The following is a 23,383-nucleotide window of genomic DNA, read 5'->3' as shown; positions in this document are numbered from 1 at the left end:
TTGACATAATCTCTTTCCTGACACATATCAAGTGCTATCGAACCGATTGGTTCGACGTCTGGTTAATTTTTTTTACGCCATTGTGGTACTAGGAGGCGGGAGCGATGGCAGGGGAAGACATGGATACGGAGCTGGAGTTGGAAACGTGCTGCGCGGGGAATGCGGCGGGTCGGTTTGCGGCAGGGGAAGACCCGGCCAAACGCGAACAAATTCTCGCGGGGGCCTGGCGCGTGTTCAAACGCAAGGGTTTCGACGCCGCCAGCATGAACGACATCACCCGGGAAGCGGGTGTCTCCAAGGGAACCATATACGTCTATTTTTCCAACAAGGAAGATTTGTTCGTTGCGCTTGTCGACCATCACCGCAACGAATTTGCCATCTCCATGCGCCATATTCTTGAGGGCACCGAAGAGGTGCGCGAGGGGCTGGAACAATTCGGCAAGGCCTTTGCCAACAAGATGATCTGTTCCGACATGATCCCCGCCATGCGTTCGGTGATCGGCGTTCTCGACCGCATGCCGAAGCTGGCGCAGCGCTTTTTCCTCTCCGCGCCCAACAATGTGCGCACGGTGCTTCTGGATTTCATCGAACATCAGGTCGAAATCGGCCATCTGAAGGTGGATGACCCCGAACTGGCTGCCCGGCAATATATCGAACTCGCCACCGGCACCTTCTTCAAACTGCGCCTGTTTGGGGAACTGGACGGCCCGGTGCCGGAAGAAGAACTGAACCGGGTGATCGCCAGCGCCATCAACGTATTCATGGCGGCTTACGGAACCGACAAGGCCTGAGTTCATTCAGCAACGAGGTGAGCGGACCGGCAACGGCACGGCGCCAATGCGCCTTTTGCGTGAAATTTCGGTGAAATCCGGCTCATCACAGCCATTAGCCGCTTGTTTCTCGCGTCATGCGCTATAAATCTCATCCACCGAATGTTCGGGTGGCCTTGTTGCTGAAAGGAAAATTTGCCTGATGGAGTCCGTTCTCCCGCTTCTGTCCGATCCCGCCGCCTGGGTGGCGCTCGTTACGCTGATCGTCATGGAGGTCGTGCTCGGTATCGACAACCTGATCTTCATCTCGATCCTGACCAACAAGCTTCCCCCCGAACAGCGCGAAAAAGCCCGCAAGATCGGCATCGGCCTTGCGCTCGTCATGCGCCTCGGCCTGCTTGGCACCGTCGCCTGGATCGTGCAGCTCACCACGCCGGTGTTTGAAGTCTTTGGCCATCCCTTCTCGTGGAAGGACATGATCCTGATCGCCGGTGGTCTCTTCCTGATGTGGAAGGCCACCAAGGAAATTCACCACAGCGTCGACCCCGAAGATCACAAGGAAGACATGGTTGGCGGCCCTGTGGCGATGAATTTCGGCGCGGCCATCGGCCAGATCCTGCTGCTCGACCTCGTCTTCTCGGTGGACAGCATCATCACCGCCGTCGGCATGACGCCGCATCTGCCGATCATGATCGTCGCTGTCATCTTCGCCGTCGCCGTGATGCTTCTGGCCGCGACCCCGCTTGCCAACTTCATCGAGCGCAACCCCACCGTCGTCATGCTGGCGCTCGCCTTCCTGATGATGATCGGCACGACGCTGATTGCCGAAGGCATGGGCTTCCATGTTCCCAAGGGCTACGTCTATGCCGCCATGGCGTTTTCAGCGCTGGTGGAAGTGCTCAACATGTTTGCGCGCAACGCCAGGCAGCGCAAGAAGGCAGCTTCCGCTGCAGCGGGCACCAGACATTGATGTTGCCGTAACTGTCACACCGTTGATCGAGGCCCGCCGCAAGGCGGGCCTTTTTCATGGACTGGCTCTTCCCCGGAACCGTATGACCCGGGCTTGCGTTTCAACGCATCCCCGCCGATTGAGGCGGAGACAGCGCATTTCTCTCCTTCGAAAGCATGAGCAAGCATGACGACCGACCAGATCCTCGCCTTCACCGTGATCGCCGGCATGATGGTCGCGTTCATCTGGGACAGGTTCCGTTACGACGTCATCGCCTGCAGCGCTTTGCTGGCGGCGGTGGCGGTTGGCGTCGTGCCGTTCAACAAGGCTTTCTCCGGTTTTTCCGACGATATCGTCATCATTGTCGCAAGTGCGCTGATCGTCAGTTCGGCCGTGGCCCGTTCGGGCGTCGTCGATATGACGATCAAGAAATATTTCCCGGAAATGCATTCCAAGAGCCTGCAACTGGCCTTTCTGATGGTCGTCGTCGCCATCATGTCGGCCTTCATCAAGAATATCGGCGCGCTCGCCATCATGATGCCGGTCGCTTTCCAGTTCGCCCGCAAATCCGGCAGCCCGGTCTCCTATTACCTGATGCCGATGGCCTTTGCCGCGCTTCTGGGCGGGCTGATGACGCAGATCGGTACCTCGCCTAACATCGTCGTTTCGAGGCTGCGCGAGGAAATGACCGGGCAGAGTTTTTCGATGTTCGATTTCACCCCCGTTGGCGCCGGGCTGACGGTGATCGGCATCATCTTCCTGACCTTTGGTTACCGGCTGCTGCCAGTGCGCAACCGTCAGCAGGCATCGGTGGAAGATGCTCTCGACCAGGCGGCCTATACGGCGGAGGCAACGCTGCCGGCCGACAGCACCTTTGCCGACAGGCCGCTGCGCGAACTTTTGAAACAGGCCGATGGCGATGTGATCGCCAGCACAATCCTGCGCGGACCGAGGCGCATCGCCCCCTTCCCCGACGTCAAGCTGAAGGCCGGCGACACCGTTCTGCTCGAAGGCAGCCCGGAGGGGCTGGACCGTATCGTCTCGCAGGCGAAGTTGCTGCTATCAGGCAAACCGCTGATGGAAAACGGCCAGAAATCTGCCGATCTCATCTCCATGGAAGCGGTGATCAGCAATGAATCGGTGCTAACAGGCATTTCCGCGCGCGAGCTTTCGCTGTCCTATACGCGCGGCGTCAATCTGATAGCGGTCAGCCGCCGTGGCCAGCGGGTCAGCCAGCGGCTCTCCGACCTGACCTTGCAGGCGGGTGACGTCATTCTGTTGCAGGGAAGCCGCAAGAACCTGCCGCAGGTGTTGCAGGAATTCTCCCTGCTGCCCCTGGCGCAGCGGGAAATTCTGCTTGGTGTACAGCGCCGCGCGCTTTTGCCGGTCATCGTGCTTGCTGGCGCCATGCTTGCCGCCGGCAGCGGGCTGGTGCCGGTCTCCGTCGCCTTTTTCGCCGCCGCCTTCCTGATGATCGTCGTCGGCGCGATCCCGCTTGCCGAAGTCTATAAATCGATCGACGGGCCAATCCTCGTCATGCTCGCCGCCCTCATTCCCGTCAGCGATAGCCTTCGCACCAGCGGCGCCAGCGAATTGATCGCCGCCTGGCTCGGCCATGCGGCGCAGGGCTTGCCGCCGTTTGCCGCACTCGGCATGATCCTCTTGACCGCCATGGCGGTGACGCCCTTCCTCAATAATGCCGCCACCGTGCTGGTCATGGCCCCCATCGCCGCCGGTTTCGCCACCACGCTCGGCTTCCGGCCGGAGGCTTTTCTGATGGCGGTGGCGATCGGCGCCGGCTGCGATTTCCTCACCCCCATCGGCCACCAATGCAATACGCTGGTCATGGGTCCGGGCGGTTACCGTTTCAGCGATTATCCGCGACTTGGCCTGCCGCTGTCGATCATGATCGTCATTGCCAGCATTCCGATGCTGCTTTACGTCTGGCCAGTCAACTAGGCGCGGCTCGCCTCGGGGAAGATGGCACAAGCTCCTTATTTCCTTGACGCCTGCGGCATAATATGGCCTAAGCCGATGCCGAACGGGAATGTGCAAAAGGCGCTTTATTTGTGCCTTTCGACATGATTTCCTGCCGCATCCAAACGAAAACTTCGTGATATACGGGTGAAGCCACCCATGTCACTGACCCGTCACGACGAGTGAATTTCATGACCACTTCCGGCGTTCGCGTCCGCATCGCACCTTCCCCCACCGGCGAGCCGCATGTTGGCACCGCCTATATCGCCCTGTTCAACTATCTCTTCGCCCAGAAACATGGCGGCGAGTTCATCCTGCGTATCGAGGATACCGACGCTACCCGCTCGACCCTCGAATATGAGCAGAAGGTTCTGGAAGCACTCCGCTGGACCGGCCTCACCTGGTCGGAAGGCCCCGATGTCGGCGGCCCTTACGGTCCCTACCGCCAGTCCGAGCGCAAGCCGATGTACTGGCCTTATGCCGAAGAGCTGCTGGAGAAGGGCCACGCCTTCCGCTGTTTCTGCACGCCGCAGCGGCTGGAAGAAATGCGCGAGGCGCAGCGCGCTAGCGGCAAGCCGCCGAAATATGACGGCCATTGCCTTACCCTCAAGGCCGAAGAAGTCACCGCCCGCGTCGCCGCCGGCGAGGCCAATGTCGTGCGCATGAAAATCCCGACCGAAGGGTCGTGCGATTTCCATGACGGCGTTTACGGCGATGTGTCGATCCCGTGGGACTCGGTCGACATGCAGGTGCTGGTCAAGGCAGACGGCATGCCGACCTATCATATGGCCAACGTCATCGACGACCATCTGATGAAGATCACCCATGTGGCGCGCGGCGAGGAATGGCTGGCATCTGTGCCGAAGCACATTCTGCTTTACCGTTATTTCGGCTGGGACCAGCCGACGTTCATGCATCTCTCCTTGATGCGCAACGCCGACAAGTCGAAGCTTTCCAAGCGCAAGAACCCGACGTCGATTTCCTATTATTCCGCGCTCGGCTATCTGCCGGAAGCGCTGATGAACTTCCTTGGCCTGTTCTTCATCCAGATCGGCGATGGCGAAGAACTGCTGACCATGGAAGAGCTGGCGGCGAAGTTCGACCCGGAAGCGCTGTCCAAGGCCGGCGCCATCTTCGATATCCAGAAGCTGGACTGGCTGAACGGCCGCTGGCTGCGCGAGAAGCTGTCACCGGAAGAATTCATCGCCCGCACGCTGGACTGGGCGATGGAAAATTCGCGCCTGACCGAAGGCCTGAAGCTTTCCCAGAGCCGCATTTCCAAGCTCGGCGAATTACCGAACCTTGCCGGCTTCCTGGTTTCGAGCGATGTCGGCCTGACGCCTGCCTCATTTGCGGGCCTGAAAAGCAAACCGGAGGAAATCCACGAGATCCTCACCACGGTTGCCGCCGACCTTGAAAAAATGCCTGACTGGACCGTGGAAGCCATCGAGGCCGAGTTGCGCGATGTTGCCGAACGCACGGGCAAGAAGCTGCGCGTGGTGACACCGCCGCTCTTCGTCGCCGTCTCCGGCTCCTCGCGCTCGCTGCCGCTGTTTGACAGTATGGCGCTGCTTGGTCGCTCCGTGGTGCGCCAGCGCCTGAAGGTGGCGATTGCCGTTGTGGCGACGCTGGTTGGCAGTGGAAGCTGATAATTTGATGCTGGCGGCAACGGCAGCATTCTAGAATACGCCCTCTGCCTGGGGTTACCCCCCTCTGCCCTGCCGGGCATCTCCCCCTCAAGGGGGGAGATCGACAAGCGGCTGACACCTTGCCCATGAAACGGGTGGGCGCGGCATCTGATCTCCCCCCTTGAGGGGGAGATGTCCGGCAGGACAGAGGGGGGTAAGCCCAGCGCACAAAGGCCACACGCAACGAACAAGCCCGCTTAAGGCAAAAAACAATGACCGACACCAAGACCGAAACCACCGCCCTCTCCTCCGACGCGACAGAAGTGCGCCGCCAGAAACTCGCGCTGCTGCGCGAACAGATCGGCGACGTCTATCCGGCGCATTTCCACCGCACGCTGACCAATGCGGAACTTTCGGAAAAATACGCCGATATCGAAGCCGACATCGAAACCGGCGATACGGTGACGGTGGCGGGCCGCGTTTATTCTTCGCGCAATTCCGGCATGTTCATGGACATCCATGACGCATTGGGCAAGGTGCAGATCTTCTCCCACAAGGACACAACGCCGGAAGCAGCCCGCAACCTGCTGCCGATGATCGATATCGGCGATATCATCGGCGTGACCGGCAAGGTGCGCCGCACCAAGCGCGGCGAGCTGACGATCAACGCCGAAGAGATCACCATGCTCACCAAGTCGCTGCTGCCGATGCCGGAAAAGTGGCACGGCGTCTCCGACATCGAGCTGCGTTACCGCAAGCGCCACCTCGACATCCTCGCGAATGAGGATTCCAAGCTGCGTTTCCTGCAACGCTCGAAGATTCTCTCCGGCATCCGCCGCTTCATGGAGGCCGAAGGCTTCCTCGAAGTGGAAACGCCGATGCTGCAGACCATCTATGGCGGTGCGACGGCTGATCCGTTCAAGACCTTCCACAACACGCTGAAGATGGACATGTATCTGCGCATCGCGCCGGAACTGTTCCTGAAGCGCACGCTGGTTTCCGGCCTTTCCGACAAGGTCTTCGAAATCAACCGCAACTTCCGTAACGAAGGCGTTTCCACAAGGCACAATCCTGAATTCACCATGATGGAGTGCTATTGGGCCTATGCCGACTACGAAGACATCATGGGTCTCGTGGAGCGGCTGTTCGAGACGCTGGCAATTGCCCTGCACGGCACCACCGAGGTTGAGTTCCAGGGCCAGACGATCTCCTTCAAGGGTCCGTTCAAGCGCGTGCCGATGCCTGACGCGGTGAAGGAAGCAACCGGTATAGATTTCCTCGCCATCAAGACCGACGAAGAAGCCCGCGCCGCTGCCAAGGCTGCCGGCTTTGCCGTCGAGAAGGACTGGACCTGGGGCGAATGCCTTGCCTTCATCTTTGAAGAAAAGGTGGAAAGCACGCTGATCCAGCCGAGCCACGTCACGCATTTCCCCAAGGACATCTCGCCCTTTGCCAAGGAAGTGCCGGGTGAGCCGCGCCTCGTCGAGCGTTTCGAAAGCTATTGCAACGCCTGGGAAGTGGGCAACGCCTTTTCCGAACTCAACGATCCGGAAGAGCAGCGCCGCCGCATGGTGGAGCAGCTGGAACAAGCCCATGCCCGCGGCGAAAAGGACAAGCAGCTGGACGAGGAATTCCTCGACGCCATCGACCAGGGCATGCCGCCCGCCGGTGGCCTTGGCATCGGCGTCGATCGCCTGATCATGCTGCTCACCAACGCCCCGTCGATCCGCGACGTTATCCTCTTCCCAGCCCGCCGCAACAAGGCGGATTGAACTGGTAAAACCGCAGGCGGCTTCGCGGCCGCCTGCAGCATCCCGATTTTCCGGTCATGCCCGGGCTTGCCCCAGGCATGCAGTCACATCCAGCAAAATCAATCCGTAACAGACCCTCGGGACAAGCCCGAAGATGACGCCGGAGTGCGTCGCGAGATTTCGCCCCGTCTGTCTGTCGGTTTTCCGCTCACCATAAAGACACGTGCAAGTAATTACCCGGGTTCCGGTGAACAGATCGATTAAATTCATATAACTTTTAGTAGAATATACTGGCGATATCGCCTCAACTTATGATACTCATTTTCCATCATTCGCATTGTGTTTGACGGCTTTCGATTAGGCCGTTGGGGGAGATACGCATGCCCGAGAATGAGCTTCCCAAATACCAGTCCGATATGTTTGCAACGCCGGACAAGGAATGCGATGTCGTCATGAAGGGCGGCATCACCTCCGGCGTCGTTTATCCCTATGCGGTTCTGGAACTGGCCCGCCGATATCGTTTCCGTTCGATAGGCGGCACATCGGCGGGGGCAATTGCCGCGGCTTTTGCCGCTGCGGCGGAGTATTCCCGCACCGTCCGGGGCGATCCGGATGGGTTCATTCGCCTGCAGGCCCATTGCGATAAGATACCTGATATTCTTGGCACGCTTTTCCAGCCGGAACGCCGTTTTCGTCCGCTGATGCGTTACCTGTTATGGGCGCAGGCCGGCGGCTGGCCGGGCAGGATTCTGGGAGTGCCCATGGCTTTTCCGCTGGCCTCAATAGCCGGCATCGCCATCGGCGCCGGCGCGTTATGGGCTCTGAGTGGAGGTATTTTCGGGTCAATTCTTGGCGGGCTGGTGGGGCTGCTCGTCGGTATCCTCAGTCAAATCCTGTGGCTGGTCTTCCATCGGTTGCCGCAGGAAGGGTTCGGTTTTTGCTCGGGATTGACGGTTCCCGGCGCCAATGCTCCCGGCCTGACGGAATGGCTACATGCATCGATCCAGGATATCGCTTTTGGTAGCGACGCCGCGACAGCACCGCCGCTGACCTTTGGCGATCTGCTCGGCGACGATCCGGAAAAATCCATAAACCTGAAGATGGTGACGACAAATCTGTCAATGCGGCGGCCGCATACGCTGCCAAGCCTCAATCTCATGGCGGCCTATGACCCGAAAGAATGGAGCCGTCTCTTTCCCGCCCCCGTCATGGCCTGGCTGAAACAGATCGCCACGCCGGGCGGCCCCTTTCCCGAACTCAAGGCTTTTCCGGAACCCGCCAGGTTGCCGATCATCATCGCAACACGCATGAGCCTGAGTTTTCCGGTTCTGTTCAAGGCCATTCCGGCTTTTACCAATGATCACGGCACGCTCGATATTCTGCGACGGACGGGCAATAAAGCGCCGCCAGTCATGAAGGCGAAAATCTGGTTCTCGGATGGCGGGATCAGCAGCAATTTTCCGATCCACCTCTTTGATGCCCTGCTTCCCTCCCGTCCCACCTTCGCGCTCAGCCTTGACGAGCTGCCTAAATCCGTCGCCAGCAGCAGCAAGCGCGTGACTATCCCGCAAGGGGCAGGCGAAGGGATTGGCGTGCCCGTTCACAAGTTGGAAAAGATGGGCGGCTTTGTAAGCAGCATCCTCAGTTCAGCGAAGGACTGGCAGGATCAATCCCTCGCTACCATGCCGGGCCAAAGAGAGCGCATCGCCCGCGTCTTCCTCAGCCAAGAGGAAGGCGGGCTTAATCTCACCATGCCGCCGGAACGCTCTGCGAAACTGATGAGCTACGGCCTCGAAGTCGGGTCACTCTTCGCCAATGGCGCACTGAATTTCGGCGAACATCGCTGGCGACGCACGCTCGTTGCCTATGATCGGTTGGAAGACACGGTATTTGCGACCGAACACCTCTGGAATGAGGGCAAATATGAAGACTGGCTGATAAGTTACATCGACAGGATCGAAAGCTACAAAGACGTGACAAAGGGTGAGCGCGAAAAACTGATCGCCCGAATTGCCGCCTTTGCCGCCCTTTCACAGAGTTTCTCTCCAGCGATCGCCAACAAGCGCAAGAAATTTCCAAATCCGGCTGGCCGCTTGCGTATCGGGCCAGACACCTGACCGGTTAAGCGAATAAGCGTCGAGAAGGTCTCAAGGGAGAGCAACTTGTTCTCTCTTAGTGGCCTGTGACCTTTTTCTCCCCAACCGGCTCTTCAGCCGGTGCGATCTCAGCGGCTGATTTTTCCTCCGCCGCCTGGGCGGTCGTTGAGCCCTTTCCGAAGATCAGCGATTTCAGATAGGCCAGGCTGAAGATGCTGTCGCCATCGGCTTCCGGTGTCGAAGTCAGCAGTTCATCGGCACCGGGTTCGCCCTGCGCTTCGGGAGACGCGGTTCCGCCTTGCGCTTCCGCACCGGCCCCGCCTTCATCCGTTTCCGCCGGCGCTGCGCCATGTCCGCCGGTGCCCTCGTCCTTGGTTTCGCCGTGTCCAGCCGCGCCTTTTGCAGCCTTGCCACCGTGGCCTTCAGCACCGGCATCCGAAGCCGGCGTGACGCAATCGGCGGTATCGCTGAGGCTCGCCGCCATGGTTTCGGCGTCCTCCAGCGGCAGATCGATGCGCAGCCCATAAAACTGGCCGCTGCCATTGGCGGCGCCATCGTAATAAAAGGCCGAATAACGCTGGGCATCGGCGCCCTGCGGAATCTTGTCCGGATCAGCGATGAAGACTACCTGGGCGGCGATGGCGCGGCCGCGCATTTCCGAGCGCAGTTGGGGACCGTTTTTGTCGAGTACGGAGACCTGCACCAGATCGGGCTTTTGTTTGTCGTAAACTGCCTTGGCAACACGCAGCGCGGTTTTCAGCCGCTCCGTGCCGTCGCCACCCTCCGTGCGAATAAATTTGCGCACCCATAAGGAGCCGTTCTTGCGGATGTTGACTGTCTGGACCGCGTCGCAGGATAGCCCGTTGGCGGAGGCATAGGATGGGCCAAGCAGCCGATCGCTGCCGATGAACACGGCAGCAGAACCGGTCGCACCCGCCAAAAGCAGGATCCCGCCTACGATCACAACGAGTTTGCGCGAAAACCGCATTCGTCCGAATACAGCCTTCACCCGCAACATCCTGACATCAACTACCCCGCCTTATCGCCCTCACCCCGAAACGTGGCTCTGATGATGAGGAACACACGCGGGATAAAGCTCGCAACCTCGCTGTCCGAGCCTTGCGATACTGCCGCTTTCTCATTGAAAAAAGTTTAACCAGCCCGGCGCAACGCGGGCAAAAACGCACCATTTTCAGACATTTTTAAATGCCGCTAAATTGCGAATGATTTGCAATAGCGTTGACAAGTGTGATTTTATAACAGATGGTATTGCGAATTAATCGCAACAAACATTCGGTGACAGACGTGAACTTCCAGAAAATCCGGCATGCTGTTTTTGCTTTCTCGCTTTTTCTTCCCGCAGCCGCCGTCGCGCAGGAAAAACCAAAGGTGGTGACGACCTTCACTATCATCGCCGATATGGCCCGCAACGTGGCGGGCGATGCGGCCGAAGTGGAAAGCATTACCAAGCCGGGCGCTGAAATTCACAACTACCAACCGACCCCGCGCGACATCCTTAAAGCCCGCAAGGCCGATCTGGTGCTGCGCAACGGCCTCAATCTGGAATTGTGGTTCGAAAAATTCCTGGCCAACCTCTCCAGCGTGCCGAACGTCACGGTGAGCGACGGCGTGACGCCGATGGCGATCAACGGCGGCGCCTATGAAGGCAAGCCCAATCCGCACGCCTGGATGTCACCCGATAACGCCTTGATCTATGTGGAGAATATTCGCAAGGGCCTGGCCGAAATCGACCCTGCCCATGCCGATGTTTATGCCGCCAATGCCAAGGCCTATTCGGACAAGATCAGAGCCACCGTGCAACCGATCCGCGATGAGCTTTCCAGCCTTCCCGAAGACAAGCGCTGGTTGGTAACGAGCGAAGGCGCGTTTTCTTATCTCGCCCGCGATTTCGGGCTGAAGGAACTGTTTCTGTGGCCCGTCAATGCCGACAGCCAGGGAACGCCGCAGCAGGTGCGCGGCGTGATCGACGCGATGCGCGAACACAATATCCAGGTCATCTTCAGCGAAAGCACAGTGTCCGCCGATCCCGCCGAACAGGTGGCCAAGGAAACCGGCGCCGCCTATGGCGGCATACTCTATGTGGATTCGCTGAGCGAGGCAGACGGCCCGGTTCCGACCTACCTCGATCTGCTGCGCGTCACCAGCGAGACCATTGCCAAGGGTCTGTCCTCATGAGAATGGGCGGTAAAAAAATTGCAGGTGGCCTGACGGTTCAAAATGCGACAGTGACCTATCGTAACGGCCACACAGCATTAAGAAATGCCAGCTTTTCCATCCCCCGCGGAACGATCACTGCACTTGTCGGCGTCAATGGCGCCGGCAAGTCGACGATTTTCAAGGCGATCATGGGTTTCGTGCCGCTGGCCGCCGGTTCCGTCTCGATCTTCGACCTGCCGGTGAAGGAGGCGCTGAAGAAAAACCTCGTTGCTTACGTGCCGCAGGCCGAAGAGGTGGACTGGAGTTTTCCGGTGCTGGTGGAGGACGTGGTGATGATGGGCCGGTATGGCCACATGAATTTCCTGCGCATCCCGTCGAAACGCGATCACCAGATGGTCGAGGAGGCACTGAAACGCGTCAACATGCTCGATTATCGCAAGCGCCAGATCGGCGAGCTTTCCGGCGGGCAGAAGAAGCGGGTGTTTCTGGCCCGCGCGCTGGCGCAGGAAGGTCAGGTGATCCTGCTCGACGAACCCTTTACCGGTGTCGATGTGACGACGGAAGAGCAGATTGTCGCGCTTTTGAAGGCGTTGCGTGACGAGGGCCGTGTCATGCTGGTTTCCACCCACAATCTCGGCAGCGTGCCGGAATTCTGTGATCGCGCGGTCTTCGTCAAGGGCACGGTGCTGGCGTCAGGCAAGACAGAGGACACCTTTAACGAAGAAAACCTGCAGAAGGCCTTCGGCGGCAGCCTGCGCCACTTCGTTCTGGGCGGGGCCGAACTGCACAACGATGCCGATCCGCGGCGGGTGAAGGTGATCACCGATGACGAGCGGCCCTTCGTGATCTACGGAAAGAACGGGCAGGATCCCAGCGCTCCGAAGGAAAAAGCCGATGATAAACAGCCTTCTTGAGCCCTTCACCTATGGCTACATGCTGAACGCCATCTGGGTCAGCGCGCTGGTCGGCGGCGTCTGCGGTTTTCTGTCGGCCTATCTGATGCTGAAGGGCTGGTCGCTGATCGGCGATGCGCTGTCCCATGCCATCGTTCCGGGTGTCGCCGGTGCCTATATGCTCGGCCTGCCGTTTTCGCTTGGGGCTTTTCTTTCCGGCGGGTTGGCGGCCGGTTCCATGCTCTTCCTCAACCAGAAGACACGGCTGAAGGAAGACGCGATCATTGGTTTGATCTTCACCTCATTTTTCGGGCTGGGGCTGTTCATGGTCTCGCTATCGCCCACCTCGATCAATATCCAGACCATCGTGCTCGGCAATATTCTGGCAATCACCACCGAAGACACCATCCAGCTGGCGCTGATCGGCGGCATCAGCCTGCTGGTGCTGGCCGTGAAATGGCGCGACTTCATGGTCGTCTTCTTCGATGAGAACCACGCCCGCACCGTGGGGCTGAAACCGGAACTGTTGAAAGTGGTCTTCTTCACCCTGCTCGCCGCCTCCACGGTTGCGGCTTTGCAGACGGTCGGCGCTTTCCTTGTCGTTGCCATGGTGGTGACGCCGGGTGCCACCGCCTATCTCCTGACCGACCGTTTCGAGCGGCTGATCCTGATGAGCCTCATCATCGGTGCGGCCACCAGCTTCTTCGGCGCTTATCTCAGCTATTTCCTCGATGGCGCGACCGGCGGTGTCATCGTTGTGCTACAGACGGCAATCTTCCTGACAGCCTTTGTATTTGCGCCCAAACACGGCCTGCTCGCCTCCAGAGCCAAGGCCCGCAAGGCATTGGGGGAAACACCATGAGCGATTATCTCGAACTCGCCATCCTGCCGTTTCAGCTGCCCTTCATGCAATATGCCTTCGTGATCACCCTGATGATCGCGGTGCCCATGGCGATGCTGTCCTGTTTTCTGGTGCTGAAGGGCTGGTCGCTGATGGGGGATGCGGTGTCTCATGCCGTGTTGCCCGGCGTGGTGGTTGCCTATATCGTCGGAATTCCGCTGTCCATTGGCGCTTTCATCGCCGGCATGATCTGCGCACTCGGCACCGGTTTCATCAAGGAAAACAGCCGCATAAAGGAAGACACGGTGCTCGGCATCGTCTTTTCCGGCATGTTCGGGCTGGGGCTGGTGCTTTACGTGAAGGTGCAGAGCGACATGCACCTGGACCACATCCTCTTCGGCGACATGCTGGGCATTGCGCCCTCGGACATGCTGGAGACCGGCCTGATCGCGCTTTTCGCCACGCTGTTTCTTGGTCTGCTGCGCAAGGATCTGCTGGTCAATGCTTTCGATCCGCAACATGCCAAGGCGATCGGCCTGCCGGTGCGCATTCTCCACTATGGTCTGCTGATGGTTCTGTCGCTCACCGTGGTCGGCGCTCTGAAGGCGGTGGGCATCATCCTCTCGGTCGCCATGCTGGTTACCCCCGGCGCCATCGCCTTCCTGCTGACACGGCGCTTTTCCGCCATGCTTGTCGTGGCCATCATGGTGGCGGTCGTCTCATCACTGTCAGGCATATGGCTGAGCTTCCTGATCGACAGTGCGCCGGCCCCCACCATCGTGCTGTTCATGAGCCTTGCTTTCGTCGCCACCTTCATCCGCACCACCTGGAAAGCCCGCCGGATCGACGCGGCGGCTGAAAAAGGGATTTAAAACAACGATTTTTGCGGGCGCATGGAACATTTTCGCCTTTTGCGCGTCATTTTCGAGAGTCAGCTGCTAGGTGGCAGACTCTTGAAAATTAAGCAGAAGGGGAAGCTCCATGCTGAAATGGGCTCTTATTTTCTTTGTTATTTCTTTGATCGCGGGCGTATTCGGCTTTACCGGCATTTCGGCAGCGGCGGCGGGCGTGGCCCGAATCCTGTTCTTCATCGCCGTGGTGATCTTCCTGGTCTTCCTCGTGCTTGCACTGATGGCCGGAAGCGCCGTCGTCTGAATGAAAAAAGGCGACCGGCTTTTACGCCGGTCGCCTCTCTTCTTTCCCTTGAAAAAGCTCAGCCCGTCCAGCCGCCATCGATCACATGGATCTGGCCGGTGGTGAACCCTGCTTCATCTGAAGCAAGATAAGTGACGAGCGCGGCAATTTCTTCCGGTGTCGCGATGCGGCCCATCGGCTGGCGGGCAATGAAATCCGCGAGCGCCTGCTCGTAATTGCCGGTGGCGCGCAGGCGGTCATGCAAGGACGGGCTATCGACCGTGCCGGGGCAGATGGCGTTGCAGCGAATACCCTTGGTAACGAAATCGGCGGCGATGGCCTTCGTCAAACCCACGACGGCCGCTTTGGAGGCGGTATAAGCGAAACGGTTCGGCACGCCCTTCACGCTTGATGCGACAGACGACATGTTGACGATTGCGCCCTTGCCCTTTTCCAGCATGCCGGGCAGGAAGGCGCGGCAGGTGCGGTACATGGCCTTGGCGTTGAGATCGAAGGAGAAATCCCAGTCCTTTTCCTCGCAGTCGAGAATGGTGCCGGAATGAACGAAACCGGCGCAATTGAACAGTACATCCGCATGGCCGATATCGGCGGCGAAATCCTTCACGCCATTGCCATCAAGCACGTTCAGCACGCGGGTTTCCGCACCCTTCAGGGTGGAAAGGGCCTGTTCATTGATATCGGTGGCAATGACGCGCGCGCCGAGCGATATGAACCGCTCGGCGGTCGCCCGACCGATACCCTGACCGGCGGCGGTGATCACCACTGTCCGGCCGTTAAAATCCTGCACCATGAATAGCCTCCCGCTATAGCGCGCCCGTCCTTCGTGGTTCAGGCCGCCGAATTTCGATGATCTCAAATATGGATCGACAATTCATATGTAAACGCGGTATTCATATAACGTCAAGCAAACTTGCGCCGTAACCGCGCAAAACGCATCGAGGCTCCATGACCGACGACGACAGCGAACGATATCGCGCTCCCGCCCTCGACAAGGGGCTGGACATTCTCGAGCTTCTCGCCCGCACCGATGGCGGGCTGACGCAGATCGAGATCGCCAAGGCCGTCGGCAAGAGCCCCAACGAGCTTTACCGCATGCTGGATCGGCTGGTGCGCCGCGGTTATGTGCAGCGGCTTGAGGGTGACCGGTTTTCGCTGACGCTGAAAATGTTCGGCCTGGCGCATTTCCATGCGCCGATCCGCCGCCTCGTCTCCTTTGCTGCACCCGTGATGCGCGATTTTTCAGCCAGCGCCCAGCAGGCCTGCCATCTGGCCGTTTACGATCGAGGTAGCGTCGTCGTCATCGCCCAGCAGGAATCCTCCACCTATTGGGCCATGTCCCTGCGCGTGGGCGCGCAGATGAGCCTGTTCCACACCGGTTCCGGCCATGTGCTGCTGGCCTTCCAGACAGAAGCGCAACGCCAGATCATGATCACCGAGCAGGTGCGCGGCAGCGGCGAAACCGTGCCTCAAGACCTTGACGAACGGCTGCGGCAAGTGCGCAGCAACGGTTTCGAATCCATGGACAGTCTTCAGACCGCCGGCGTGCGCAATATTTCCGCCCCGGTGCTGACGCTGGACGGCACCGCCCTTGCCGTCATTACCTGCCCCTATATCACACCGCTCGGCGGCAAGGCCCCGACCCGCGAGGCCTGCGAGGCGCTGATCCGCGATGCGGCAAAGCGCATCTCCGAAGTGGCGACAGGAAACGGACACGACTGAAACGCACAAAAAAACGCGACCGGCAGGGGCCCGATCGCGTTTTGAGTGACTGGAGATTTATGCTGTGTAAACGCAAGGGGAACGTGGATTGTTCCCCTTTTTTTTATCAGGCGGCAGCCAGCGTCAGTTCCTTGCGAACCATGTCGCGCAGCGACACCAGATCCTTGGCGAACAGACGGATGCCTTCCGACAGCTTCTCGGTGGCCATCGCATCCTCGTTCATCGCCCAGCGGAACGCCTTTTCGTCGAGCGATTCCAGCGGCGCCGGCTTGGCATTATCAGGCGAAAGCTGGCGCACCAGCGTGCCGGTGTCCTTGTCCAGCTCTTCCAGCAGCGCCGGGCTGATCGTCAACCGGTCACAACCGGCCAGCGCTTCGATTTCGCCGACGTTGCGGAAGGACGCGCCCATCACGACGGTATTGATGCCGTTGGCCTTGTAATAATTATAGATGCTGCGCACGGACACGACGCCCGGATCGGTTTCGGCAGTGTAGGTCTCGCCGGTCGACTTCTTGTACCAGTCGAGGATACGGCCAACGAAGGGCGAGATGAGGAAGGCCTTGGCCTCCGCGCAGGCAATTGCCTGAGCCTGCGAGAACAGCAGCGTCAGGTTGCAGTCGATGCCTTCGGACTGCAGAACCTCAGCCGCCTTGATGCCTTCCCAGGTGGAGGCGAGTTTGATGAGGATGCGTTCACGCTCGATGCCGCGCTCCTTATAGGACGCGATGATCTGATGCGCCTTGGCGATGGAGGCCTGCGTATCGAAAGAGAGGTCGGCATCCACTTCGGTGGAGACGCGGCCGGGAACGAGACCAGCGAGAGCCGCACCCACGGAAATGGCGAGACGGTCAGCAACGGCTGCGACAACGGCGTCGGACTGGCCGCCCTGCTTCTTGCCCCATGCGACGGCTTCTTTCACCGCATCCGCAAAGGCCGGTGTGCCGAGTGCTTTGAGAACGATGGTGGGGTTGGTGGTGCAATCCACCGGCTTCAGGCGCGCAACCGCCTCGATATCGCCGGTATCGGCAACAACTGTTGTGATGGCGCGAAGTTGTTCGAGTTTAGACGTCATACCGAATGATCCTTCATGATCTCTTCAAAACTTGCCAAGCCGTCTTTTCGTTCCCGCACCATGGGTGCGCCCAAGGCCGAAATCGCGGTTCTGTCCGGCTCCGACTATCGCAAGCGACAGGGCCAAAAGTCAAGACATTTGCGCATCGCAATTGACATAAGTTTCACGCCTGCGATACTCGGCCGCACATAAGGAATGGCGGAAACCGTGGCGAAACTGAGAAGAGAAACCCATACGGCCTATTCGGAAGCGGCGTCTCTGCGGCTGCGCGCCGCATGGCTCTATTATAACCAGGGCATGACCCAGAAAGATGTTGCCGAGAAACTCGGCATCAGCCGCTCCACCGTCATCCGGCTTCTGGACGAAGCGATGAAGCGCTCGGAAGTGCAGATCTGGATCAACGAGGGGATCGAGGATTTCGTTGCACTGGCCGGCCAGCTGGAGGCGGCTTACGGGCTGGATGAGGCGGTGATCATTCCCTCCCCCGGCCAATCTTCTGGCAAGACCAGCGCCGAAGGCACGGCCAAGGCCGTGGGTCTGGCGCTTGGGCAGTTTCTCTCCGAAGCGGTGCCGAACGGCGCCACCATCGGTGTCGGCTGGGGCCGCACCATGACCGCCTCGCTTTCCAGCTTTCGCCCGCCGCGCCGGGAAAACTGTAAGGTCGTCTCGCTGCTCGGCGGTATCGTCGCCGTGCACCAGACCAACCCGCTCGATTACACCTGGCGGCTGGCAAGCGCGCTCGGCGCAGAATGTTACATGTTTCTCGCCCCGCTGCTGGTGGATTCCGTCGAGACCAAACGGGCGCTGATCGAAAAATGCGGGCTTGCCACGCTCTACGATCTGGCCGAGACACTGGATATCGCCATCGTCTCCTGTGGCGATATCGGCCCGCACTCCACCTCGCTGTCGGAAGGCTTCATTTCGAAGGAGACGTTGCGGGAACTCATCGATGCCGGCTGCGTCTGCGATACGATGTTCAACTTCATCGATGCGGAAGGCCGCTCGGTCGATCACCCCATCAACCAGCGTGCCATGGCGATCGATCTCGATACGCTGCGCAAGGCCAAACACATCGTTCTCGCCTCCGGCGGCGCCCATCGCGCCATCGCCATTCGCGCCACCATCAAACGCACCGGCTGCAACACGCTGATCACGGATGAGGCGGCGGCGCGGGCGTTGATGGAACTGGTTTAGGCTGCATCAGGCCATTTACGGGCGGCAGGCCATTCGCAGGACACCGCTCGCCACCCCCAACGCCAGCCTTGTCCCTCCACCGTCATCCTCGCCCTTGAGGCGAGGATCCACAAGCGGTGGGACATGGGTCCTCGGGTCAAGCCCGAGGATGACGTCGCGTATGAAGAAGCCTGTCAATACAAACCGGGGTCAAAGAGGCCAAGCCAGACACAATAAAGACAATCCAACCCGCTCAAACCTTACCCGTCTCCCAACCAAGCATCGCCCGCTTGCGGGTCAACCCCCAGTGATAACCCGTCAGCGCCCCGCTTTTGCCAACGGCGCGGTGGCAGGGGACGACGAAGGAGACCGGGTTGGCGCCGACTGCTGCACCCACGGCGCGGGATGCGGTGGGCTGGCCGATATCGCAGGCAATATGCGAATAAGTGACGGCGCGGCCCATCGGGATTTTCAGCAGGCTTTCCCACACCCGCACCTGAAAATCCGTGCCGAGCAACACGACACGCAGCGGCCTGTCCGCCGCCCACAAAGACGGCTCGAAAATGCGGGCGGCGTAAGGCGCGGTCGTCTCGCGATCTTCGACATAATCGGCATTCGGCCAGCGGCCGGCCATATCCTCGAAACAGGCTCTTTCTTCGCCCGGATCGGCAAAAGCGCAGCCGGCAAGGCCGCGATCCGTCACCATGACCAATGCAAGGCCGAAGGGCGAGGCGTGGAAACCATAACGGATCGTCAGCCCGCCGCCTTTGGCCTTCCATTCGCCGGGTGACATGGCCTCATGGGTGACGAACAGATCGTGCAGGCGGCCCGGCCCCGACATGCCGACCTCGATCGAGGTTTCGAGCAGCGGCAGATCTTCCTCGCGCAGCAACCTCTTGGCATGATCGAGCGTCACTGCCTGCAGGAAAGCCTTGGGCGAAAGTCCCGCCCAACGGGTGAAGGTTTTCTGCAATTGCGTCGGCGACTGGCCGAGCCTTGCGGCAATGGCTTCGAGGGAGGGTTGCTCGCGATAATCCAGCGTCAAAAGCTCGATAACCCCGCGCACCGTCTCGTAATCGGTTCCAATGGGGGTGATGTCTTCATTCAGCATGATGTTGGCGTTCATTGCATTTCTCCTAACGCCTCACAGAAAACCACTAAAGCGCGTTCGTCTCCACCCGTTTCTTGCTTCTTACATCCTTCGATCTGGAGCAACGCAATTTTCCACTCACGGTCCGATTGACAGCACCGCATAAATGTTCCCTAATGAAATTGGTAAGACAATCTTACCGCTTGCGCGATGGGGGGAGACCTTCGCGCTGGGAGGGTATCATGTTTGTGGCTCTGGAGCCGCGCCGCCTTTACCGGCTGGTCGCGGAACAAATTCGCTTGCTCATCGAGAGCGGGGAACTGACGGATGGTCAGCGCCTCCCGGCGGAACGCGACCTTGCAGAACGCTTCGGCGTATCCCGCCCGACAGTGCGGGAAGCGTTGATCGTGCTGGAAGTGGAAGGCCATATCCACATCCGCATGGGTTCGGGCGTCTATGTAAACGCATCGCGCAAACCGGACACGCAAAAGCCGCCTCTGCCGGATGCGCATGGTCCGTTCGAAATCCTGCAGGCGCGCTGCATCATCGAAAGCGCTATTGCGGAAGAGGCCGCAAGGCTCGCCACACCGGAATTCATCGTCAAGCTCGACGACATCATCGAACGCATGGCCGGCGCGCTCGATAATTCGCCGCAGGCCCTCAATCTCGACCGCGCCTTTCACACCGCTATCGCCGATATCATCGGCAATTCGACGCTCAATCGCTTTACCGGCCTGATCTATGACGAGCGCAGCCTTTCACCCTATTTCGAAAAGCTCGCCAGCTATTTCGAGGGACCGCATACCTGGATCCTCGCCGTGCAGGAACATCGGGTGATCCGCGACGCGATCGCGGCAAATGACCCGGAAGGCGCGCGCGAGGCGATGCGACAGCATCTGACGCTGTCGCAAAAGAGATTTTCCGAGAGTTTCGGGGAGGAAACGATCGGAGAAGAGTGACCGTTGCCGCAACCGGTGACGGACAAACAGAAATCTGGCTTTAATTCGGGAGGAGTTAAGAATGAAAATCAGATTGTCGACTTTAATGGGTGCAACCGCTGCCATCCTGCTTTCGGCCATGGCGGCGCAGGCGCAAACCGCGCTCAAATGGGCGCATGTCTATGAGACCTCGGAGCCGTTCCACACGGATTCGGTGTGGGCCGCCGAAGAGATCGCCAAGCGGACAGACGGCCGCTACAAGATCGACGTTTTCCCGGCGTCTCAGCTGGGCAAGGAGGCCGATATCAACCAGGGCCTGAAGCTCGGCACGGTTGACATCATCATTTCGGGTTCAAGCTTCGCCGCACGCGATCACAAGCCCATCGGCGTCACCTATTTTCCCTATATCTTCCGCGATCCCGGTCATCTGATCTCCTATACCAAAAGCGATGTCTTCAAGAAGCTCGCCAAGGGCTACGAGGACAAGACCGGCAACCACATCGTCGCCGTCAGCTATTATGGGACGCGCCACACCACATCCAACCGGCCGATTGAAAAATGCGGTGACATGGCCGGCCTGAAAATGCGCGTTCCCGACGTTCCGGCTTATCTGGCCATGCCGCGCGCCTGCGGCGCCAACACGACGCCGATCGCCTTTGCTGAAGTCTATCTGGCTCTTCAGAACGGCACCGTCGAGGCGCAGGAAAACCCGTTGACGACGATCGAGGCGAAGAAATTCTACGAAGTCCAGAAGAACATCGTTCTGACGGGCCACATCGTCGATCACCTCAACACCCTCGTCTCGAAAACCCGCTGGGCGAGCCTTTCGGATGAAGACAAGAAAATCTTCACCGAGGTGATGCAGGAAGCGGCGGCCCGCACGACGAAGACGATCGAAGCCCGTGAAAAGGCGCTGGTCGACGAGTTCAAATCCAAGGGCATCACTGTCGCCGAGGTGGACAAGGCCGACTTCGAGAAAAACGTCATCGAAAAGGTGAAGCTTGAAGACTTCGGCTACGAAAAGGCCGACTGGGACGCCATCCGCGCCATCAAATAATGCGTGAGCCTGTCCCGGCGTCGTCAGGCGCCGGGATATCCTCAACCGAGACATTCGGACTGGAGTTCCCGCCAATGACCGACCATCAAAACACACCCATCAGTGTGGAAGAAATGGCGCATGCCTTCGAAGAAGGTACCGGCCCCGTCGATCTTTCGCCCTATGCCGTGGAAGACTGGATAACCCTTGCCGTTTTCTGGGGCATGGGCCTTTCCGTCTTCCTGCAATTCTTCACCCGTTACGTGTTGAACGACAGCTTCGCATGGACGGAAGAAATTGCCGCCAATTGCCTCGTCGTCGTCGTTTTTCTGGGTTCGGTCATGTGCGTGCGTATGTTTCGGCACATTCACGTCGACCTGATCTACCGCTTCGTGCCGAAGCCCGTCGGGCGTTTTCTGGAGTTGATCGTCGATCTCATCACCATCGGTTTCTTCGCCTACATCACCTGGCTGATGTGGCGTTATCTCGAAATCGTGGGTGATGAGCGAATGGTCACCGTCGACCTGCCGCGCGGCATTGTCTTCTACACCGTTTTCGCCGCTTTCGCGCTGATGTTCCTGCGTGCCCTGCACAATTTCATCAAGGACATCACCGGCAAGCAAACCGTGCGTGAAAAGGCTCAGGAAGCCGTAAGCACACAGGGAATCTAGACCATGCTTTTGCTCATCGGTTCATTTCTTCTGCTTCTCATCATCGGCACGCCGGTGGCCGTTTCCATGGCCGTCAGCTCGCTTCTTTATCTCATCCTCTACGACGTGGCGCCCGATATCATCGCGGCCCAGCGCATGATCGCCGGCGTCGAAAGCTTCCCGCTCATCGCCGTGCCGTTCTTCATCCTCGCCGGCAATCTGATGAACATCGCAGGGGTCACAAGCCGCATCTACCGCTTCGCACTGGCGCTCGTCGGCTGGATGAAGGGTGGACTGGCGCAGGTCAACATCATCGGTTCGGTGGTTTTTTCCGGCATGTCGGGCACAGCGCTTGCGGATGCCGCAGGCATCGGCACCATCGAGATCAAGGCCATGAAGGATCACGGCTATCCGGTCGAAGCGGCCGTCGGCGTCACCGCCGCCTCGGCGACGCTCGGGCCGATTTTTCCGCCATCCTTGCCCTTCGTGATCTACGGCATGATGGCCAACGCCTCTATCGGCGCGCTGTTCATGGCAGGCATCATTCCCGGCGTCGTCATGACCGTGCTGATGATGTTGACGGTCTATATTTTCGCAAAACGCAAGGGCTGGGGTTCCGACACGCCCTTCGAACTGAAAAAACTTCTTTCTGCGTCGCTGGAAATCGTGATCGTTCTGAGCTTTCCGGTTGCTGTCTATCTGATGATCCTTGCCGGTCTGTCGCTCAATGTCGCGGTCCTTATCGGCCTCGCCCTGCTTGTCGCGCTGGACTGGTACTACGACTTCTCAGCCGTGATGGCGCTGATGACGCCGGTGCTTTTGATCGGCGGCATGACGATGGGCTGGTTCACCCCGACCGAAGCGGCGGTCGCTGCGGTCCTCTGGTCGCTCTTCCTCGGGCTGGTGCGTTACCGTACCATGACATTCAAGACATTGGCCAAGGCCAGTTTCGATACGATCGAGACGACCGCCTCGGTTCTTTTCATCGTCACGGCCGCATCGATCTTCGCATGGCTGCTGACGGTGAGCCAGGCGGCCCAGCTGTTCTCCGACTTCATGTTCGCGATGACGGACAACTGGTGGACCTTCCTCATCATCGTCAACATCCTGCTTCTCGTGGTCGGCGCGTTTCTCGACACCATCGCCGCCATCAGCATTCTGGTGCCGATCCTGATGCCGGTCGCCGCGCGCTACGGTATCGATCCGGTGCATCTCGGCCTGATCGTCACGCTGAACCTGATGATCGGTCTTTTGACCCCGCCTGTCGGCATGGTGCTCTTCGTCCTGTCTCGTATTTCGAAAATGTCGGTGGAGCGGACCACGCTCGCCATCCTGCCCTGGATGATCCCGCTTTTTGTGGCACTGGCGCTGATCACCTTCATACCATCGGTAACGCTGTGGCTACCGACCCAGCTCGGCCTCATCCGCTGATCGAACCAGACCTGCGCGGCCCGGCGTCGCGCAGCT

General features: G+C 59.3%; 21 protein-coding genes. 17 read left to right on the top strand and 4 right to left on the bottom strand.

Features of this window, described 5'->3' with window-relative positions:
- The first annotated feature begins 104 nt into the window (after window positions 1-104).
- From FCH38_RS19560 to FCH38_RS19535, 6 genes are all read left to right on the top strand, one after another.
- Entirely contained in the window at window positions 105-791 is a 687-nt protein-coding gene (locus tag FCH38_RS19560) for a TetR/AcrR family transcriptional regulator (RefSeq protein ID WP_149899099.1), read from the top strand.
- 181 nt (window positions 792-972) lie between these two features.
- Window positions 973-1,740 (top strand): TerC family protein, encoded by a 768-nt coding sequence (locus tag FCH38_RS19555; RefSeq protein WP_174374827.1) that lies wholly within the window; start codon window positions 973-975, stop codon window positions 1,738-1,740.
- Window positions 1,741-1,905: 165 nt separating this feature from the next.
- Window positions 1,906-3,678 (top strand): SLC13 family permease, encoded by a 1,773-nt coding sequence (locus FCH38_RS19550; RefSeq protein ID WP_153516607.1) that lies wholly within the window; start codon window positions 1,906-1,908, stop codon window positions 3,676-3,678.
- A gap of 209 nt (window positions 3,679-3,887) precedes the next feature.
- Window positions 3,888-5,345 (top strand): glutamate--tRNA ligase, encoded by a 1,458-nt coding sequence (gene gltX, locus FCH38_RS19545; RefSeq protein WP_174374826.1) that lies wholly within the window; start codon window positions 3,888-3,890, stop codon window positions 5,343-5,345.
- Between the two features lie 251 nt (window positions 5,346-5,596).
- On the top strand, window positions 5,597-7,096 hold the full coding sequence (lysS, locus tag FCH38_RS19540; protein ID WP_174374825.1) for a lysine--tRNA ligase: 1,500 nt from the start codon (window positions 5,597-5,599) through the stop codon (window positions 7,094-7,096).
- A gap of 395 nt (window positions 7,097-7,491) precedes the next feature.
- Entirely contained in the window at window positions 7,492-9,192 is a 1,701-nt protein-coding gene (locus FCH38_RS19535; RefSeq protein ID WP_423753176.1) for a patatin-like phospholipase family protein, read from the top strand.
- A 55-nt stretch (window positions 9,193-9,247) separates the two neighbouring features.
- Here the strand turns inward: FCH38_RS19535 and FCH38_RS19530 are convergent, their stop codons facing one another.
- Complete coding sequence (locus FCH38_RS19530) at window positions 9,248-10,189, bottom strand: hypothetical protein (protein ID WP_236776660.1); 942 nt, start codon at window positions 10,187-10,189, stop codon at window positions 9,248-9,250.
- A 287-nt stretch (window positions 10,190-10,476) separates the two neighbouring features.
- Here FCH38_RS19530 and FCH38_RS19525 point away from each other — a divergent pair, with 287 nt between their 5' ends.
- The 5 genes from FCH38_RS19525 (at window position 10,477) to FCH38_RS19505 (ending at window position 14,238) form a co-directional block, all read left to right on the top strand.
- Entirely contained in the window at window positions 10,477-11,367 is an 891-nt protein-coding gene (locus FCH38_RS19525; RefSeq protein WP_174374823.1) for a metal ABC transporter solute-binding protein, Zn/Mn family, read from the top strand.
- Complete coding sequence (locus FCH38_RS19520; RefSeq protein WP_272872210.1) at window positions 11,364-12,263, top strand: manganese/iron ABC transporter ATP-binding protein; 900 nt, start codon at window positions 11,364-11,366, stop codon at window positions 12,261-12,263. Before FCH38_RS19525 ends, FCH38_RS19520 begins: the two co-directional genes overlap by 4 nt.
- Window positions 12,244-13,104, top strand: coding sequence for a metal ABC transporter permease (locus tag FCH38_RS19515; RefSeq protein WP_174374822.1), 861 nt, complete (start codon window positions 12,244-12,246; stop codon window positions 13,102-13,104). The genes FCH38_RS19520 and FCH38_RS19515 overlap by 20 nt, the downstream gene beginning before the upstream one ends.
- Window positions 13,101-13,955, top strand: a complete 855-nt coding sequence (locus FCH38_RS19510; protein ID WP_174374821.1) for a metal ABC transporter permease — start codon at window positions 13,101-13,103, stop codon at window positions 13,953-13,955. The genes FCH38_RS19515 and FCH38_RS19510 overlap by 4 nt, the downstream gene beginning before the upstream one ends.
- Window positions 13,956-14,064: 109 nt before the next feature.
- Window positions 14,065-14,238, top strand: a complete 174-nt coding sequence (locus FCH38_RS19505; protein WP_003499086.1) for a DUF1328 domain-containing protein — start codon at window positions 14,065-14,067, stop codon at window positions 14,236-14,238.
- Between the two features lie 58 nt (window positions 14,239-14,296).
- On the opposite strand, the gene FCH38_RS19500 is transcribed toward FCH38_RS19505, so the two are convergent.
- On the bottom strand, window positions 14,297-15,028 hold the full coding sequence (locus FCH38_RS19500; protein WP_174374820.1) for an SDR family oxidoreductase: 732 nt from the start codon (window positions 15,026-15,028) through the stop codon (window positions 14,297-14,299).
- Window positions 15,029-15,183: 155 nt separating this feature from the next.
- Here FCH38_RS19500 and FCH38_RS19495 point away from each other — a divergent pair, with 155 nt between their 5' ends.
- A complete protein-coding gene (locus FCH38_RS19495; RefSeq protein ID WP_153516616.1) occupies window positions 15,184-15,957 on the top strand; it encodes an IclR family transcriptional regulator in 774 nt (257 codons plus the stop codon).
- A gap of 106 nt (window positions 15,958-16,063) precedes the next feature.
- Here the strand turns inward: FCH38_RS19495 and tal are convergent, their stop codons facing one another.
- Window positions 16,064-17,029 (bottom strand): transaldolase, encoded by a 966-nt coding sequence (gene tal / locus FCH38_RS19490; RefSeq protein ID WP_174374819.1) that lies wholly within the window; start codon window positions 17,027-17,029, stop codon window positions 16,064-16,066.
- Between the two features lie 207 nt (window positions 17,030-17,236).
- Between tal and FCH38_RS19485 the strand changes: the two genes are divergently transcribed.
- Window positions 17,237-18,223, top strand: a complete 987-nt coding sequence (locus FCH38_RS19485) for a sugar-binding transcriptional regulator (RefSeq protein ID WP_309574329.1) — start codon at window positions 17,237-17,239, stop codon at window positions 18,221-18,223.
- Between the two features lie 232 nt (window positions 18,224-18,455).
- Here FCH38_RS19485 and FCH38_RS19480 read toward each other — a convergent pair whose 3' ends face one another.
- A complete protein-coding gene (locus tag FCH38_RS19480) occupies window positions 18,456-19,328 on the bottom strand; it encodes a methylated-DNA--[protein]-cysteine S-methyltransferase (RefSeq protein ID WP_174374818.1) in 873 nt (290 codons plus the stop codon).
- 206 nt (window positions 19,329-19,534) lie between these two features.
- On the opposite strand from FCH38_RS19480, the gene FCH38_RS19475 reads away from it, so the two are divergent.
- From FCH38_RS19475 to FCH38_RS19460, 4 genes are all read left to right on the top strand, one after another.
- A complete protein-coding gene (locus FCH38_RS19475) occupies window positions 19,535-20,251 on the top strand; it encodes a FadR/GntR family transcriptional regulator (RefSeq protein WP_174374817.1) in 717 nt (238 codons plus the stop codon).
- A 61-nt stretch (window positions 20,252-20,312) separates the two neighbouring features.
- The gene (locus FCH38_RS19470) at window positions 20,313-21,287 is read left to right on the top strand and encodes a sialic acid TRAP transporter substrate-binding protein SiaP (protein WP_149899117.1); all 975 of its coding nucleotides are present in this window, start codon (window positions 20,313-20,315) and stop codon (window positions 21,285-21,287) included.
- A 74-nt stretch (window positions 21,288-21,361) separates the two neighbouring features.
- Window positions 21,362-21,937, top strand: a complete 576-nt coding sequence (locus FCH38_RS19465) for a TRAP transporter small permease (RefSeq protein ID WP_174374816.1) — start codon at window positions 21,362-21,364, stop codon at window positions 21,935-21,937.
- Between the two features lie 3 nt (window positions 21,938-21,940).
- The gene (locus FCH38_RS19460) at window positions 21,941-23,347 is read left to right on the top strand and encodes a TRAP transporter large permease (protein WP_149899119.1); all 1,407 of its coding nucleotides are present in this window, start codon (window positions 21,941-21,943) and stop codon (window positions 23,345-23,347) included.
- Window positions 23,348-23,383: the final 36 nt, after the last annotated feature.

This window comes from Agrobacterium tumefaciens (assembly GCF_013337285.1).
Classification (GTDB): domain Bacteria; phylum Pseudomonadota; class Alphaproteobacteria; order Rhizobiales; family Rhizobiaceae; genus Agrobacterium; species Agrobacterium burrii.
Note: the sequence above shows the minus strand (reverse complement) of the source record. Positions and strands in the feature narration are given on the sequence as shown.

Excerpts from the sequence above, each read along its gene's own strand:
- FCH38_RS19550 (WP_153516607.1), top strand. The coding sequence starts at position 1,906 with ATGACGACCGACCAGATCCTCGCCTTCACCGTGATCGCCGGCATGATG.
- FCH38_RS19535 (WP_423753176.1), top strand. The coding sequence starts at position 7,492 with ATGTTTGCAACGCCGGACAAGGAATGCGATGTCGTCATGAAGGGCGGC.
- FCH38_RS19510 (WP_174374821.1), top strand. The coding sequence starts at position 13,101 with ATGAGCGATTATCTCGAACTCGCCATCCTGCCGTTTCAGCTGCCCTTC.
- FCH38_RS19460 (WP_149899119.1), top strand. The coding sequence starts at position 21,941 with ATGCTTTTGCTCATCGGTTCATTTCTTCTGCTTCTCATCATCGGCACG.
- FCH38_RS19520 (WP_272872210.1), top strand. The coding sequence starts at position 11,364 with ATGAGAATGGGCGGTAAAAAAATTGCAGGTGGCCTGACGGTTCAAAAT.
- gltX (WP_174374826.1), top strand. The coding sequence starts at position 3,888 with ATGACCACTTCCGGCGTTCGCGTCCGCATCGCACCTTCCCCCACCGGC.
- FCH38_RS19495 (WP_153516616.1), top strand. The coding sequence starts at position 15,184 with ATGACCGACGACGACAGCGAACGATATCGCGCTCCCGCCCTCGACAAG.
- FCH38_RS19475 (WP_174374817.1), top strand. The coding sequence starts at position 19,535 with ATGTTTGTGGCTCTGGAGCCGCGCCGCCTTTACCGGCTGGTCGCGGAA.
- FCH38_RS19515 (WP_174374822.1), top strand. The coding sequence starts at position 12,244 with ATGATAAACAGCCTTCTTGAGCCCTTCACCTATGGCTACATGCTGAAC.
- FCH38_RS19560 (WP_149899099.1), top strand. The coding sequence starts at position 105 with ATGGCAGGGGAAGACATGGATACGGAGCTGGAGTTGGAAACGTGCTGC.
- lysS (WP_174374825.1), top strand. The coding sequence starts at position 5,597 with ATGACCGACACCAAGACCGAAACCACCGCCCTCTCCTCCGACGCGACA.
- FCH38_RS19480 (WP_174374818.1), bottom strand. The coding sequence starts at position 19,328 with ATGAACGCCAACATCATGCTGAATGAAGACATCACCCCCATTGGAACC.
- FCH38_RS19465 (WP_174374816.1), top strand. The coding sequence starts at position 21,362 with ATGACCGACCATCAAAACACACCCATCAGTGTGGAAGAAATGGCGCAT.
- FCH38_RS19500 (WP_174374820.1), bottom strand. The coding sequence starts at position 15,028 with ATGGTGCAGGATTTTAACGGCCGGACAGTGGTGATCACCGCCGCCGGT.
- FCH38_RS19470 (WP_149899117.1), top strand. The coding sequence starts at position 20,313 with ATGAAAATCAGATTGTCGACTTTAATGGGTGCAACCGCTGCCATCCTG.
- FCH38_RS19555 (WP_174374827.1), top strand. The coding sequence starts at position 973 with ATGGAGTCCGTTCTCCCGCTTCTGTCCGATCCCGCCGCCTGGGTGGCG.
- FCH38_RS19505 (WP_003499086.1), top strand. The coding sequence starts at position 14,065 with ATGCTGAAATGGGCTCTTATTTTCTTTGTTATTTCTTTGATCGCGGGC.
- tal (WP_174374819.1), bottom strand. The coding sequence starts at position 17,029 with ATGACGTCTAAACTCGAACAACTTCGCGCCATCACAACAGTTGTTGCC.
- FCH38_RS19530 (WP_236776660.1), bottom strand. The coding sequence starts at position 10,189 with ATGTTGCGGGTGAAGGCTGTATTCGGACGAATGCGGTTTTCGCGCAAA.